Annotated in this window: 12 protein-coding genes; 9 read left to right on the forward strand and 3 right to left on the reverse strand. The window is 60.2% G+C overall.

What is annotated here, in order from left to right; all coding sequences use genetic code 11:
• The first annotated feature begins 4 nt into the window (after positions 1-4).
• From greA to HQL98_07975, 7 genes are all read left to right on the forward strand, one after another.
• Entirely contained in the window at positions 5-478 is a 474-nt protein-coding gene (gene greA / locus HQL98_07945) for a transcription elongation factor GreA (GenBank protein MBF0271976.1), read from the forward strand.
• A 13-nt stretch (positions 479-491) separates the two neighbouring features.
• Entirely contained in the window at positions 492-1,172 is a 681-nt protein-coding gene (locus HQL98_07950; GenBank protein ID MBF0271977.1) for an RlmE family RNA methyltransferase, read from the forward strand.
• 8 nt (positions 1,173-1,180) lie between these two features.
• Positions 1,181-2,647: an IMP dehydrogenase gene (gene guaB / locus HQL98_07955; protein MBF0271978.1), complete on the forward strand. Its 1,467-nt coding sequence runs from the start codon at positions 1,181-1,183 to the stop codon at positions 2,645-2,647.
• A complete protein-coding gene (gene guaA / locus HQL98_07960; GenBank protein ID MBF0271979.1) occupies positions 2,648-4,210 on the forward strand; it encodes a glutamine-hydrolyzing GMP synthase in 1,563 nt (520 codons plus the stop codon).
• Between the two features lie 270 nt (positions 4,211-4,480).
• Entirely contained in the window at positions 4,481-4,693 is a 213-nt protein-coding gene (locus HQL98_07965) for a cold-shock protein (protein ID MBF0271980.1), read from the forward strand.
• Positions 4,694-5,204: 511 nt separating this feature from the next.
• Positions 5,205-6,950: a diguanylate cyclase gene (locus HQL98_07970; protein ID MBF0271981.1), complete on the forward strand. Its 1,746-nt coding sequence runs from the start codon at positions 5,205-5,207 to the stop codon at positions 6,948-6,950.
• Between the two features lie 37 nt (positions 6,951-6,987).
• Positions 6,988-8,268: an aminotransferase class I/II-fold pyridoxal phosphate-dependent enzyme gene (locus HQL98_07975; GenBank protein MBF0271982.1), complete on the forward strand. Its 1,281-nt coding sequence runs from the start codon at positions 6,988-6,990 to the stop codon at positions 8,266-8,268.
• A gap of 107 nt (positions 8,269-8,375) precedes the next feature.
• Here the strand turns inward: HQL98_07975 and HQL98_07980 are convergent, their stop codons facing one another.
• Positions 8,376-8,978, reverse strand: a complete 603-nt coding sequence (locus HQL98_07980) for a lytic transglycosylase domain-containing protein (protein ID MBF0271983.1) — start codon at positions 8,976-8,978, stop codon at positions 8,376-8,378.
• Positions 8,979-9,272: 294 nt separating this feature from the next.
• Positions 9,273-10,160 (reverse strand): TauD/TfdA family dioxygenase, encoded by an 888-nt coding sequence (locus HQL98_07985; protein ID MBF0271984.1) that lies wholly within the window; start codon positions 10,158-10,160, stop codon positions 9,273-9,275.
• A 117-nt stretch (positions 10,161-10,277) separates the two neighbouring features.
• Between HQL98_07985 and HQL98_07990 the strand changes: the two genes are divergently transcribed.
• Together HQL98_07990 and HQL98_07995 are read left to right on the forward strand one after the other, a co-directional pair.
• Complete coding sequence (locus tag HQL98_07990) at positions 10,278-13,463, forward strand: UvrD-helicase domain-containing protein (protein MBF0271985.1); 3,186 nt, start codon at positions 10,278-10,280, stop codon at positions 13,461-13,463.
• 569 nt (positions 13,464-14,032) lie between these two features.
• Positions 14,033-14,494, forward strand: coding sequence for an FKBP-type peptidyl-prolyl cis-trans isomerase (locus HQL98_07995; GenBank protein ID MBF0271986.1), 462 nt, complete (start codon positions 14,033-14,035; stop codon positions 14,492-14,494).
• Positions 14,495-14,567: 73 nt separating this feature from the next.
• Here the strand turns inward: HQL98_07995 and HQL98_08000 are convergent, their stop codons facing one another.
• Complete coding sequence (locus HQL98_08000; protein ID MBF0271987.1) at positions 14,568-14,855, reverse strand: sulfur globule protein CV3; 288 nt, start codon at positions 14,853-14,855, stop codon at positions 14,568-14,570.
• Positions 14,856-14,893: the final 38 nt, after the last annotated feature.

Below are 14,893 nucleotides of genomic sequence, written 5' to 3' on the forward strand. Positions count from 1 at the left end.
CACCATGTTAAATAAAGTACCGATGACCCTGCAAGGGGCGGAAAAACTTAAAGCCGAGCTGAAGCGTCGCAAGACCGAGGATCGTCACCGGATCGTGGAGGCCATCTCCGTGGCCCGGGATCATGGGGATCTGTCGGAAAATGCCGAATATCACGCGGCCAAGGAGCAGCAATCCTTCAACGAGGGGCGCATCCAGGAGATCGAAAGTTCTCTGGCCAACGCCGAGATCATCGACACCAGCCGGATCCGTTCCAGCAAGGTGGTGTTTGGCGCCCAGGTGCGGGTGGTGGACGAAAAAAGTGATGTGGAAAGCCTGTATCGCATCGTGGGAGAAGACGAGGCGGATCTGGAACAGGGCATGATTTCCATCACCAGTCCCATGGCCCGTGGCATGATCGGCAAGGAGGTTGGCGACTCCATCGAGGTACGGGCGCCGGGTGGCGTGCATCGTTACGAAATTTTGTCGATTCAGTTCTGACCGGCTTGACAGGATGAGCAATCGTCGGCCCTCCAGCGCCCGTTGGCTCGAAGAACATCGCAACGATCCGTATGTGGCGGCGGCCAGACGGGATGGCTATCGTTCCCGGGCGGCCTACAAGCTGTTGGAGATCGACGCTTCGGTGGCGGCGCGCAACGTGGGCAAGGGACTGTTCCGCAACGGCGACACGGTGGTGGAGTTGGGCGCGGCCCCCGGGGGGTGGACTCAGGTGGCGGCGCGTCGGGTCGGAGAACAGGGGCGCGTGGTGGCGGTGGATCTGCTGCCCATGGATCCCATTCCCGGCGCCTTGATTTTATGCGGGGATTTTCTGGACGATGCCATCCTGGAACAACTCCAGGCCGGTTTTGGTCCTTCCGGGCGGGCGGACGTGTTGCTATCGGACATGGCCCCCAACATGACCGGAGTCCGGATCGCCGATCAGGGGCGTGGCGCGTTGCTGGTGGAAGCCGCCCTGGATTTTGCATTTTCGGTGTTGCGGCCAGGAGGACGGGTGGTGCTGAAGATGTTCCAGGGTCCGGATTTTCACGACCTGGTGCGTACAGCCCGACTCCGGTTTGCCCATGTCAAGGTGGAGAAGCCTCCGGCCAGTCGCGACCGGAGCGCGGAACTCTATCTCATCGGAACCGGCTTTCGCGCCGACCCGGTGGCTTCCCATGAGGATTTCTTAGACTGAGGCGTGCCATGCGAGTCATAAAACAGGCATTGACGTTCGACGATGTACTGCTGGTCCCGGCCTATTCCGAGGTGCTGCCGAATGCGGTGGACCTTTCGACCCGACTGACCCGGACAATCCGTCTCAACATTCCCCTGATCTCCGCGGCCATGGATACGGTCACCGAGGCCCGGGCCGCCATCGCCATGGCCCAGGAAGGGGGCATGGGCATCATCCACAAGAACATGAGCATCAAGGAACAGGCCGCCGAAGTCCGCATCGTGAAACGTTTCGTCACGGGGTTGGTGCTGGACCCCTGGACCGTGACCCCGGAAGCCCCCTTGCAAACCGCCATCGAACTGATGCGCAACCGCAATATTTCCGGCATTCCCGTGACCGAGGAGAATGGTCGCCTGCATGGCATTCTCACCAACCGGGATGTCCGTTTCGCCACAGACCTTTCCCAGCCGGTCAAGGAGTTGATGACCCCCCGGGAGAAACTGGTCACTGTGCGTCAGGGAGTATCGATGAGCGAGGCCAAACGGCTGCTGCATCAACACCGCATCGAAAAATTGCTGGTGGTGGATGACACCTTCCGCTGTGTGGGGCTGATCACCGTCAAGGACATCGAAAAATCCCAGACCAATCCCAATGCCTGCAAGGACGAAACTGGCCGTTTGCGGGTCGGGGCGGCGGTGGGTCCGGGCCGGGACGGACGCCGACGGGTGGAGGCGCTGGTGGAAGCCGATGTGGATGTGGTGGTGGTGGATACCGCCCATGGACACTCCAAGGGGGTGTTGGAACTGGTCTCCTGGGTCAAGTCCCGTTATCCCGCCTGTCAGGTGATCGCCGGCAACGTGGCCACGGCGGATGCCACCCGCGCCCTGATCGACTCCGGAGCGGACGCCATCAAGGTGGGCATCGGACCCGGTTCCATCTGTACCACCCGCATCGTGGCCGGAGTGGGCATGCCCCAGATGACCGCCATTTCCGACTGCTCCGAAGAGGCGGACAAAAGCGATACCCCGATCATCGCCGATGGCGGGATCAAATATTCCGGTGAAATCGCCAAGGCCATCGCCGCCGGAGCCTCTTGCGTCATGATGGGTTCCATGTTCGCCGGCGCGGATGAGGCTCCCGGAGAGGTGTTCCTCTATCAGGGGCGCAGCTACAAGACCTATCGGGGCATGGGTTCGTTGGAGGCCATGGCCAAGGGATCCAAGGATCGTTATTTCCAGGCCGGGGTCGAAACCCGCAAGCTGGTACCCGAAGGCATCGAGGGCCGGGTGCCCTACAAAGGCCCCATGTCGTTGCTGATCCATCAGATGGTCGGCGGCCTGCGCGCCGCCATGGGCTATGTGGGTTGCCCGGACATCCCGACCTTGCGCACCAAGCCGGTTTTTGTCCAGATCACCAGCGCGGGTCTGAAAGAGTCCCATGTCCACGATGTCACCATTACCAAGGAAGCACCCAACTATCAGTCGGGGTTAGTGTAAATGGACGATCTGCTCCACTCCCAGAAAATCCTGATTCTGGATTACGGCTCCCAGTACACCCAATTGATCGCCCGTCGGGTGCGGGAAACCGGGGCCTATTGCGAAATCCACTCCTGGCGCATGGAGCCGGAAGAGCTGCGCGCTTTTGCGCCCAAGGGGATCATTCTGTCCGGCGGACACCATTCGGTCTATGACCCCGGCGCCCCCGACATGAACGAAGCGGTGCTGGCCCAGGCGGTGCCGGTTTTGGGGATCTGTTACGGCATGCATCTGCTGGCCCGTCATTTCGGTGGCGAGGTGGCTCCCTCCGCCACCCGGGAGTATGGGCACGCCACCATCCAAATGGTCGGAAAGGAACATGCCCTGCCCGGCGGTTTCCTCTCGCAGGGCGAGGGGCGGGTGTGGATGAGTCACGGGGATCACGTCAGCCGGGTGCCTTTCGGTTTCCAGCCTCTGGCCACGAGCGACAACGGCATCCTGGCCGCCATGGAACACGAGGATCTGGCCATTGTCGGGGTGCAGTTCCATCCCGAGGTCAACCATACTCTGGATGGGGAGAAGTTCATTCAGGGGTTCGTGCGTGATGTGTGCGGTTGTTCGGGTCTGTGGACCGCCGGCAATGTCATCGAACACGAAATCCAACTGGCCCGGGAGAAGGTCGGTGCCGACCGGGTGATTCTGGGGCTTTCCGGGGGTGTGGATTCGGCGGTGACGGCGGTTTTGCTGCATCGGGCCATCGGCGAGCAGTTGACTTGCGTGTTCGTGGACAACGGCCTGCTGCGCATGAACGAAGGCGAGGAGGTCATGGCCACCTTCGCCAGTCATCTGGGGGTCAAGGTGATTCGCGTCGATGCCGAGGAGCGTTTTCTCTCCCGTCTGGTCGGGGTGACGGATCCGGAACAGAAACGCAAGATCATCGGTCACACCTTCATCGAGGTGTTCGAGGAAGAGGCCAGAAAGATCGAAGGGGCCAAATGGTTGGCACAGGGGACCATCTATCCGGATGTGATCGAGTCCGCCGGCGCCAAGACCAAGGCGGCCACCAACATCAAGTCCCATCATAATGTCGGCGGTCTGCCGGAACGCATGGGCTTGAAATTGCTGGAACCTTTACGGGAGTTGTTCAAGGACGAGGTGCGCACCGTGGGGCTGGAATTGGGTTTGCCGGCCCGCATGATCCTGCGCCATCCGTTTCCGGGTCCGGGTTTGGGGGTGCGGATTCTGGGGGAGGTCAAAAAAGAGTTCGCCGACCTGTTGCGTCGCGCCGACGCCATCTATCTGGAAGAGCTGTACACCACCGGACACTACGACAAGATCGCCCAGGCTTTCGCGGTCTTTTTGCCGGTCAAGAGCGTGGGGGTGATGGGGGATGGTCGCAGTTATGACTACGTGGTGGCCCTGCGGGCCGTGGAGACCCGGGACTACATGACCGCCTCCTGGTATCCCATGCCCCATGACCTCCTCTCCCGCATTGCCAACCGGATCATCAATGAAGTCAAAGGGATCAACCGGGTGGTCTACGACATCACCTCCAAGCCGCCGGGAACCATCGAGTGGGAATAAAGCGGATTTTGTGATCATGCCTTGACCGGGTTTGTGGAATGTTGTAGCCTGTCAGGCAACAATTGGGTGGTTTCGTGTTGGAGACAAGCCTCATCTTGCGTGGAAAGTTAAGCCTGACAGTCGGTTCGCACACCCTCCGTGGTTTCTGGAATCCTCTCGCGGTTTTTTTCTCCTCAATCGTGGCCCCTGTTGCAAGTTTTTCAGTTGAATCTTGTGACAGGGCGCGTCACCCAATCCACACCTTTTTTCTTTCGCAGGGAGTTGTTAAGAATGTCGGATCGTGAAACAGGCACAGTGAAATGGTTCAACGACAGCAAAGGCTTCGGTTTTATCGAGCGGGATCATGGCAAGGGTGATGCTTTCGTGCATCATAGCGCCATTGTGATGGAAGGGTTCAAGAGCCTGGCCGAGGGTCAGCGCGTGGAACTCAGTGTTTCCCAGGGTGAGAAAGGCCCCAAAGCGGAGAATGTCCGGGTGATCTGATCACCCCGGAGCCGTTCCCGATCCGGCTGAGGCGCTGTTGTTTGTTTGGCCCTCGCCTGGATTCCACCGGGGTTTTCGCACGTGGCGAATCTGTTTACAGGTTCTTGAGTGCGGAAACCCCGGCTGGTGATACAATCCGGCGTTTCTTGAAAAGCCGGTTCAGCAGGTTTCAAACAGAGATCCCCACGTTTTTTGTTCACGTTTCCCCGGTTTGACAATCCCGCAAAATTTTGTGTTGTTTTCCGATCCCTGCGACCTTGTTGCAAGAGGTGTCGTCCGCATTTTTGTGACCGTTGCACAGAGAAAAAACGAGACTTTTGACCGGGTGTCTTGAAAAAAATCCGGATCCCATCCATGATGGTTCCGAATGGGGCGTGGCCACCGGTTGAGGAGGGGGTGACGACCCATGGCTCGGACTATTCATTGCGTTTGCTTTGTACGTACTTGTTTCGTGGATTTTTGATGGCCATGATTTTTTTGGTTTGCATTGTCGCGTCTCGGGGCCAACACCATGTATATCGACCACAAACTGGGATTGGGATTCGGAGGCGTTGTCAGCCTGGTTTTGCTGTTGGCCATGCTGGCTTGGCAGAACATGCAGATTCTGGTCGGCATGGAAAAGGGGCACGAACGTTTGCAATTGATGCATGCATCGCTGCTGGAAGCCAGACGGCACGAAAAGAACTTCTTGTTGCGCCATGAGGAGACCTGGGCGGTTCAGACCCGGGATTGCATGACCCGTCTGATTCCGATGATCCGTGACGAAGAGGGATTGGCCGGGGCTGCGGAGTTGGATGTCTGGCACGAGGCGGAACGGTTGGTCCAGGAATATCTGGATCGTTTCGAGGATATGGTCAAGGATGAGGGGGCTTCCCAGACAGAGCGCATCGAGATCGTGGAGCGCTCGGTGGTTCCTGTGGCGCGACGACTGCATGAACTGTTCTCTGCCCGCATGAAGGTGCGCGCCAGTACCCAGGAGGCCCATTTGGAGCGCACCGAACGGTTTTATGCCGGTTTTGTGGTGCTCTCGATGCTTCTGTCGGGGTTGTTGGTTTTTTTTCTCACACGTTCCATTCTGACCTCCTTGCGTATCGGCGTTCGTTTTGCCCGGGAGATTGCCGCAGGCAATCTGCGCGCCACCATTCCGGTGGTCCCCCAAGATGAAGTCGGTGTTCTGCTGACCGCCATGCAGCAGATGGGGCAGGGGCTGCAACGTCTGGAAGATGCCAATGTTCGTGCCCAGACCTCGCGGCTGGCCTTGAGCGCCCTTTTGGAAAGTTCGTTGGAACCCCTCTCTTTGCAACGACAATTGGAAGTGGCTTTGCAGATCGTGCTGACCGTTCCGTTTTTGCACGTCGAGCGCAAGGGGGCCATTTTCTTGGTGGACGAACACGATGGTTCGTTGCGCATGATGGCCTCTTATGGGTTGTCCACACCGATTCATCAGGCCTGTCAGGTGGTGGCGTCGGGTTGGTGTTTGTGCGGTCGGGCCGCGTTGGAGGGCAAGCTGATTTATTCGGCCTGCGTGGATGAACGGCATGAGACCCATTACGAGGGCATGCCGGCCCATGGCCATTATTGTCTGCCGATTGTCTCCCGGGGGCGGGTGCTGGCGGTGTTGACCCTTTATCTGAATGCCCATCACGCCCAATCGACGGACGAGGAGGATTTTCTGGCCGGTGTCGCTTTTACCCTGGCCGGAATTCTGGAGCGCAAACGCCTGGAAGATCGCATGCAGCATCTGGCGCATCACGATCTGCTTACGTCGTTGCCCAACCGGGTGCTGTTCAACGAACATCTGGTCCACGCCCTCACCAAGGCAACCCGCGATCAGGAACCGTTGGCCTTGATGCTCATCGATCTGGATCGTTTCAAGCAGGTCAACGATACGTTGGGTCATGCCGCCGGGGATCAGGTGTTGATTGCCACCACCCAGCGCATCCGGGAGTGTCTGCGGGCCTCGGATCTGGTGGCGCGCTTGGGAGGGGATGAGTTTGCGGTGATTTTATCCGATCTGGCGGACCCCGGAGCCGCTGGACTGGTGGCGGACAAGATCGTGTACAGCGTCAGCCAACCGATTGCCGTGGCCGGGGAGATCGTCACTGTGGGGGCTTCCATTGGCATTGCTGTGTTTCCCGCCCATGGTCGGGAAGGGCAGGAGTTGATGGCCTGCGCCGACATGGCCATGTACGGGGTCAAGGAAAGAGGACGGAATGGGTATCGGTATTATACCAAGGGAGACGGCAAAAATCGTTGATGTTCCATAATCCGAACAACACACAGGAGTGCGCAGGATGAAACTGGAAACCATGGCCATCCACAGTGGTTATCGGCCGGAACCGACCACCCGGTCGGTGGCGGTACCCATCTATCAGACCACCTCATACGCTTTCGACGACACCCAACACGCGGCGGACCTGTTTGACCTCAAGGTGGCGGGCAACATTTACACCCGCATCATGAATCCCACCACCGCCGTGTTGGAACAGCGGGTGGCGGATCTGGAAGGGGGTATCGGCGCGTTGGCGCTCTCTTCGGGTCAGGCGGCGATTACCTATGCGGTGTTCACCATCTGCGAAAGTGGCGACAACATCATCGCCTCCAGCACCCTGTATGGTGGCACCTACAATCTGTTTGCCCACACCCTGCCCCAGTTGGGGATCCAGGTCCGTTTCGCCGACTATCGGGATCCCGCCAGCTTCGCCGCCCTGATCGATGAACGGACCAAGGCGGTTTTCGTGGAGTCCATCGGCAATCCCCTGGGCAACGTGGTCGATATCGCCGCGCTGGCCGAGATGGCCCATGGTCATGGGGTGCCCCTGATCGTGGACAATACGGTCCCCACCCCGGTTTTGTGTCGTCCCTTCGATCATGGGGCGGATATCGTGATCCACTCCCTCACCAAATACATGGGGGGACATGGCACGTCGATCGGCGGCATTCTGGTGGATTCGGGGCGCTTTCCCTGGGCCGAACACAAGGCCAGATTCCGCCGTTTGAACGAGCCGGATGTCTCATATCATGGCGTCACCTATACCGAGGCTCTGGGAGCGGCGGCCTTCATCGGTCGGGCGCGGGTCGTGCCGTTGCGCAACATGGGAGCGGCCATCTCTCCGTTCAACAGCTTCTTGATTCTTCAGGGCATCGAGACTCTGGCCCTGCGCATGGAACGTCATTGCGCCAATGCCCTGGCGGTCGCGGAATACCTGGAAAAACATCCCAAGGTGGCCTGGGTGGGCTATGCGGGATTGAAGAATCATCCCAGCCATCATCTGGTGGATCGTTATTTCCATGGCAAGGCTTCGGGGATTCTCACCTTCGGGGTGCAGGGGGGACGCAAGGCGGGAGAGCGTTTTATCGATGCCCTCAAGCTGATCACCCATCTGGTCAATATCGGCGACGCCAAGTCTTTGGCCTGCCATCCCTCCAGCACCACCCATCGCCAGTTGTCACCGGAAGAGTTGATTCAGGCCGGGGTCTCGGAGGACATGGTGCGTCTTTCCGTGGGGCTGGAACACATCGACGACATTCTCGCGGACATCACCCAGGCCCTGGATGTGGCCACGGGGGCCTGAAGGGTTTCCGGCTGTCTTTGTTTCTGAGGGTTCTTTTTCGGATTGTGCGGGCTGAAGGCCGGGGATCGGGAGGGCGATGTCTTCCGATCCCTACCGGCCAAGCCTTTTTACGCCTTGTTTCCTTCCCCTTCGACCATGCCCATGATGCGAGAGACGTAACGTCGGGTCTCTCCCGGCATGGCGGCGGCGGGTTGCCGTTCCAGGTTGCCCATGCCCCAGTTGTAGGCGGCCAGGGCGGAACGGACGTTGCCATCGTAGCGGTCCAACAGGCGGCTCAGATACAAGGTGCCGCCCATGATGTTCTCTTCGGCGTTGAAGGGGTTCTTGACTCCGAGTTCCGCGGCGGTGCCGGGCATCAGTTGCATCATGCCCTGGGCTCCGGCGGGAGAGACCGCTTTGGGATTGAAGCTGCTTTCCACCTGGATCACCGAGCGGATCAGGTCCGGGTCCACGCCGTAGCGCTCCGAAGCCCGCTTGATGATTTGATCGTAGTTGCCCCCTTCCATTTTGTCCGGGATCTTGTGGGTCGGATCGGCGGGTGCGCGGGTTTTGGCGTGGGTGACCACTCCGGAGCGGAACCCCTGCGGCATGGAGATCGGGGTGCTGCTGCTCAAGGGCCAACCCTCTTCTTCGCTGCCGGCGAGGCCGTTGCCGGCGAGGTTGGTCGGCAGTCCCCCCACCGAATCCTTGGCCTGGCGCAGCGTGGACATGACCGCTTCCACCAGGGCGTTGACCGTGGAGTGGCTCAGGCTGGTGCTGTTGCCGGCAAGGCCGTTGCGTTCCTCGACGGCCTGCATGAGAAGTTCGTTGAACGGGTTGGCATCGCCCGAGTGGCTGGCCCGCAGACGACTCTCCCGCAGGCTGCTGGCCTGACGGGCGAGTTCGGGCATGGAAATCGGCGTGGTCGTCATCGTTGTCACCTGATCGGGGTGGGATGGATTGGGTAATGCATGACGAGACGCAATTTTCGGGCCATATCTAATGTCGGATTGGCGTGTTTTTTATTAGATTGATGCGGGCAGATGGTCGAAAAAACGCGCCCGATACAGCACCCGTTGTGGGCCCCCCGGTGGATCCGCGAAGGCGGCGCGGGTGTGCAGCACGTTGTTGCAGATCACGCCCCAGCCTTGTTCCAGCCGACCCCGGAAACGCCGCGGCTCGGCAGCGAAGAGAATCTGACGCAGAATCTCCACCGCCTGCCGGGTGGCGTCATCGTCGCGCCAGCGGATGCTTTTGGTGCGGTTGGTGAACCGCATGTGCAGATGACCTGCGGGCGTGACGGAAAAGACCGGACCGGTGCGCTCGGGACGGGCGATGGTGCCATCCGTGGCCATCCGGGGGGGGATGCTCATGGCCTCCGGGTGCATCAGGGCGCGCAACGCTTCCGGGTGGTGGTCGCGCAGTTGGATGTAGACCAGATCCGGATCCAGCAGTTCATTTTCCCCTCCTTCGTGGGAGGGGCGTTCGCAGTACAGGCAGAGTGTCTGGACCGGCTGATCCACCGGATTGTAATAACCATCGGTGTGCCAGCCGATGGCCGCCTCCCGATAGGGAATGTAATGGGCGAAGGGTGCGAAGGCCGCGCCTCCCGGAGTCAATGCGGAAACCCCCTCGTTGTCGGCCCCGAGATTTTTGTCCAGATTGCCGACCCCCAGGGTGGTGGTCATGGCGGGCAGGGGATTGTCCCGGATCCGCTCCGGATCCGTCACCCGAAACAAGGCCATGTTGCTTTGGGCGCAGCGGGAGAGGATGCCGTTGATTTCGTCCGCTGTCATGGCCCACGGATCGCGTACCTCCACCACCAGATCGGCCAGCGTGGCGGGATAACCGGTCTGCTTGCGGGACTTCCAGGAGAGATAGTCCGCTTCATGCTGGAGAAAGAGCCGTGACATGGCGTTTTTTGACTCCCGGAAGGTGTGAAAGGGTGAAAATGTCTATCTGACAGGATATACCGGGGGTTGGGGACAAGTCATCCGGAAATCGGCCCGTCTAAAGAGGGGATCACAGGCATGCGTTTTTTTGCGGATTTGCACATTCATTCCAAGTATTCGCGGGCCACGAGTCGGGATTGTGATCTGGAGCATTTGGCGTTGTGGGCGCGGCGCAAGGGCATTGCGGTTCTGGGCAGCGGGGATTGCACCCATCCCGCCTGGATTGCAGCTCTCGCCGAGCAGACCGTAGAAGCCGAACCGGGATTGCGTCGCCTGAAACCCGAGCTGGAACGGCAGGTGTCCGAGGGCTTGGGGGTGCCGGGGATGGCGCCGGGAGCCGGAGAGCCGGTGCGTTTCATGCTGACCGTCGAGATTTCGACCATCTACAAAAAAGGGGATTGCACCCGCAAGGTTCACCATGTGATCGGTGTTCCCTCCCTGGATGCCGCCCGGCGGCTGATTGCGCGTCTGGGGCGCATCGGCAATCTCAATGCGGATGGCCGACCGATTCTGGGACTGGATTCCCGCGATCTGCTGGAGATCACCCTGGAAGCCGATCCGGACGCCTTTTTGATTCCGGCCCACATCTGGACGCCCTGGTTTTCGGCGTTGGGTTCCAAGTCGGGTTTCGATTCCATCGAGGCGTGTTACGGGGATCTGTCGGAGCATATTTTCGCGGTGGAGACCGGGCTTTCCTCGGATCCCCCCATGAACTGGCGGGTGGGGCGGTTGGACCGTTATCGACTGGTTTCCAACTCCGACGCCCACTCTCCCGCCAAGGTGGCCCGGGAGGCGACGGTGTTCACCTCGGCCATGGACTATTTCGCCATGGTGGGCGCTTTGAAAACCGGCGAGGGATATGGGGGAACCGTGGAATTTTTTCCCGAGGAGGGAAAATACCATCTGGATGGACATCGGGCCTGTCAGGTGTGTCTGGACCCGGTGGAGACCCGGCGTTTGTCCGGAATCTGCCCGGTGTGCGGCAAGGGGTTGACCGTGGGGGTGTTGAACCGGGTCGAGGAGTTGGCCGACCGTCCCGAGGGGATCGCCGCTCCCAAGGCGGCGCCGTTTTGGTCCTTGATCCCTTTGCCCGAGATCATCGGCGAGGTGGAAGGTGTCGGGCCTGCCTCGGGGCGGGTGACCCGCAGTTATGACGAGATGTTGCGGCGTCTGGGGCCTGAGCTGTTCATTCTGGAATCGGTCCCGTTGGAGGAGATCCAGCGTCATATGTCGTGGCGCATGGCGGAGGCGATTCAGCGGGTGCGGGCCGGGGAGGTGATCCGTTCCGGCGGGTATGACGGGGAGTTCGGAGTGATCCGTGTGTTCGGGGCCAAGGCGGCCAAGCCCAAACAGGAGATTGGCGCGTTGTTCGCCCCCGGCAGCGTGGAGGAGAGAAGCGTGACCAGGCCCGCGCCGGCGGGGCGCAAGAAAATTGCGGACGCGGTGTTGCCGGCACAGGCCGGGATTCCGGAGCCGGAGGAGCGGGTGGCGCCGTCGGTGGACGGCCTGAAACCGGAGGAGGGGGAAGGGGCGTCGGTGGATGGGCTGGATCCCGAACAGGCGTTGGCCGCGGCCTATGGTCACGGTCCATTGTTGATTCTCGCCGGTCCGGGCACGGGCAAGACCCGCACCTTGACCTATCGTCTGGCCCGACTGGTGCGGGATGGGGCTGAACCGGAGGCGAGTCTGGCGGTCACCTTTACCCGGCGCGCCGCCGAGGAGATGCGGGAACGGTTGGCGGTGTTGCTGGGAGATCTGGCGCGGCGTATTCCGGTGATGACTTTTCACGCGTTGGGGTGGTCGATCTTGCGTCAGTATGGGACGCGCTTTGGTTATCCGCCCCATGTGGCCATCGCCGGAGAGGTGGAGGCGGTGCGGAGGCTTCAGGAGGATCTTGGAATCTCCCGGAGCGAGGCGGGCAAGGTGTTGGATGGTTTCAGCCGTTTGCGGCGCGGCGCCGGGTCCGCGACGCCGGAAGAGGAAGCTTCCCAAACCCTGTCGTTGGCTTTTCATCGCGAGGGAATGCGTACGCGGGGGCTGGTGGAACTGGAGGATCTGGTGGCCCTGCCCGTGGCCTGGATGAACGCCGTTCCCGAGTTGGCGGAAGAACTGCGCGTCCGTTATCGCCGTCTGTTCGTGGACGAATTCCAGGACATCGACGCCACCCAGTACGCCTTGTTGCGCCATCTGATGCCGGCGGATGGGGATGTGTGCGTGATCGGGGATCCGGATCAGTCCATCTACGGTTTCCGTGGTGGGGATCCCCGGTTTTTCGCGGCCATGGCGCGGGATTTTCCCGCCATCCGCACGGTGCGTTTGACCCGCAACTATCGATCTGGCCGGGCCATCGTGCAGGGGGCGTTGGGGGTGATGGAGCGGGCGGTGGAGCGTCGCGAGCGGGCGTTGACCCCGATCCTGGAGGATGCGCGGCGCATTGTGGTGCATACTTCCGCCAGCGACCACGCGGAGGCGGAGTTTGTGGTCCGCACCCTGGAAGCGATGATGGGGGGACATGGTTTTCACGCCATGGACAGTGGCCAGGCGGATGGACACGCCGCCGGGGAGTATGCGTTTTCTGATTTCGCGGTGCTGTATCGTTCCGACGCCCTCTCCTTGCCAGTGTGTCAGGCGTTGGAGCGGGCGGGGATTCCCTATCAGAAGCGTTCCCACAACCGTTTGCGGGATCATGGGGGGGTCAAGGTGTTGGTGGAGACCATGGAGCGGGTTGCCGGCGCCGGATCGGTGGGCGAACGGCTGAAACAGGCCGCCGCCCTGGCAGGGCCGGATCCGGAGGTGAGCGTGGCTTTGGAGTGGCTGGCCCCTCTGGCCGAACGGCATGGAGAGGATGAGGCGGGATTTTTGTCCGTTCTGGCGTTGGGGGCCGAGGTGGATTTGTTGGATCCTCGGGCGCAACGGGTCTCTTTGCTGACGCTGCACGGCTCCAAGGGATTGGAATATCGGGTGGTTTTTGTCATCGGCTGCGAGGAGGGCATGCTTCCCTGGCGGTTTGGCGACGCCGAAGTCAGAGAAGAGGAGACCGAAGAGGAGCGTCGGCTATTGTTCGTGGCCATGACCCGTGCCCGTGAGACTTTGTTTTTGAGTTGGGCCAAGAAACGTCTTTGGCGTGGCGTCGTGCGTTCCCTGGAGATTTCATCGTTTCTGCAAGGCATTCGCGAGGAGTGGCTGGAGTATCGCACGACACGGGCCGCCGTCCCCAAAAAAAGCACGCCGGGGGGCAAACAGTTGACGCTGCTTTGGGACTGACCGATGGCCGGATGAGGCGATTGGAGGGCGCTGTCACCGGCTGCGGGATGATGGGGGGCGGTTGATCGGAGGCGTGATACTGGAAAAATGGTTACAAGAAAGTTACAAAATTGTTACATAATGGTTACGAAACCGTTATGGGAGGATGCCTGTTCATATTTTTAAGTGGTGGGGCCTGGAACACGATGGGATGGCGATGGATCCATCGATGGATCTGTTGGAATGATTCAGTAACGTCTGCTCATTTTTTGGTTGGATCTGTTGGGGGGTAAGAATTTCGTTAATGGTATTTGCGTGGGCTTCCTGGCTGGGATGGTGGCATTCGGGTTTGCAAGAATCTGCAAAATATGCAATATCGTTGTGTTTTTCAAGAGAGAATTTTTCATTTTCTGCGTTGGATCCCTGGATTTTTCAGATGACTTGTCCTGGGGTTTTTGCTACCTTGAACATGTCGTGAATGGGGATCTGGTCAATAGGAACGGCCTGCAGGGGGTTTTTCGATGGGGCGCCCATGAATCGGTTCGTATCATGGGTCATTTTCCAAGAAGAATGGTTTATGGGTGGCAAAAATGGCAGGCGGGTTTGGAAAGATCAGGACCATACTGTTCAATCTGCTGCTCGGTCGCGCACGCGGGGAGCATCATCGCAAGGCGGGTGAGCGGTTTCTTCAGGCAAACGGGGCGCGTCCCGGCGTGACCACCACCCACACCGGATTGCAGTGGGAGGTGTTGCGGCCGGGTGAAGGGGAGAAACCGGGATTTTCCAGTCGGGTGGTGGTCCACTATCGGGGCACGCTGGTCAGCGGTGTGGAGTTCGACAGCTCTTACGGGCGTGGAGAACCCACCACCTTCGGGCTGCTGGATGTCATTTCCGGTTGGCGCGAAGGGTTGCAGTTGATGCCCGAGGGCAGTCAATACCGCTTCGTGATCCCGCCGGATATGGCTTATGGGGGTACCGGCGCCGGTTTGTTGATTCCCGCGTGGTCCACGTTGATCTTCGAGGTGGAACTGCTCAAGGTTGAATCCCGATAGACCGGCTGAACCGTCGCAAACGGCCCGGTCGTCACCGGATCCAGACAGGTGGCGACCGGGCCGTTGCAAGCTTCTACCAGTTCCACGGCATCCAGGATCCGCCGGGACCACGGTTGTAGTAGGGATAGTAGCCGCCATAATACGGATAATAGCCGCCACCGTAGGGGGGGTAGCCGCCGTAGGGGGGGTAGTAGCCGTTGTAGGGATAGTAGCCGCCGCCGTAGGGGTAGCCGCCGGGATAGCCGTAGCCGGGATAGCCGTAATAGGGGTTTCCCCACCAGGCGTTGGCGGTGTCGGGGATGGTCATGGCAGCCGTTCCCAGAATGGCGGCCAGACCCAGTGCGAGAGCATGTTTTTTCATTCTTGCGGTTCCTCCCATGGTTGATAAAGGTTCATGAA

It is taken from the genome of Magnetococcales bacterium, assembly GCA_015231755.1.
Lineage (GTDB): Bacteria > Pseudomonadota > Magnetococcia > Magnetococcales > Magnetaquicoccaceae > Magnetaquiglobus.

Excerpts from the sequence above, each read along its gene's own strand:
- greA (MBF0271976.1), top strand. The coding sequence starts at position 5 with ATGTTAAATAAAGTACCGATGACCCTGCAAGGGGCGGAAAAACTTAAA.
- HQL98_07950 (MBF0271977.1), top strand. The coding sequence starts at position 492 with ATGAGCAATCGTCGGCCCTCCAGCGCCCGTTGGCTCGAAGAACATCGC.
- guaB (MBF0271978.1), top strand. The coding sequence starts at position 1,181 with ATGCGAGTCATAAAACAGGCATTGACGTTCGACGATGTACTGCTGGTC.
- guaA (MBF0271979.1), top strand. The coding sequence starts at position 2,648 with ATGGACGATCTGCTCCACTCCCAGAAAATCCTGATTCTGGATTACGGC.
- HQL98_07965 (MBF0271980.1), top strand. The coding sequence starts at position 4,481 with ATGTCGGATCGTGAAACAGGCACAGTGAAATGGTTCAACGACAGCAAA.
- HQL98_07970 (MBF0271981.1), top strand. The coding sequence starts at position 5,205 with ATGTATATCGACCACAAACTGGGATTGGGATTCGGAGGCGTTGTCAGC.
- HQL98_07975 (MBF0271982.1), top strand. The coding sequence starts at position 6,988 with ATGAAACTGGAAACCATGGCCATCCACAGTGGTTATCGGCCGGAACCG.
- HQL98_07980 (MBF0271983.1), bottom strand. The coding sequence starts at position 8,978 with ATGTCCACGCTGCGCCAGGCCAAGGATTCGGTGGGGGGACTGCCGACC.
- HQL98_07985 (MBF0271984.1), bottom strand. The coding sequence starts at position 10,160 with ATGTCACGGCTCTTTCTCCAGCATGAAGCGGACTATCTCTCCTGGAAG.
- HQL98_07990 (MBF0271985.1), top strand. The coding sequence starts at position 10,278 with ATGCGTTTTTTTGCGGATTTGCACATTCATTCCAAGTATTCGCGGGCC.
- HQL98_07995 (MBF0271986.1), top strand. The coding sequence starts at position 14,033 with ATGGCAGGCGGGTTTGGAAAGATCAGGACCATACTGTTCAATCTGCTG.
- HQL98_08000 (MBF0271987.1), bottom strand. The coding sequence starts at position 14,855 with ATGAAAAAACATGCTCTCGCACTGGGTCTGGCCGCCATTCTGGGAACG.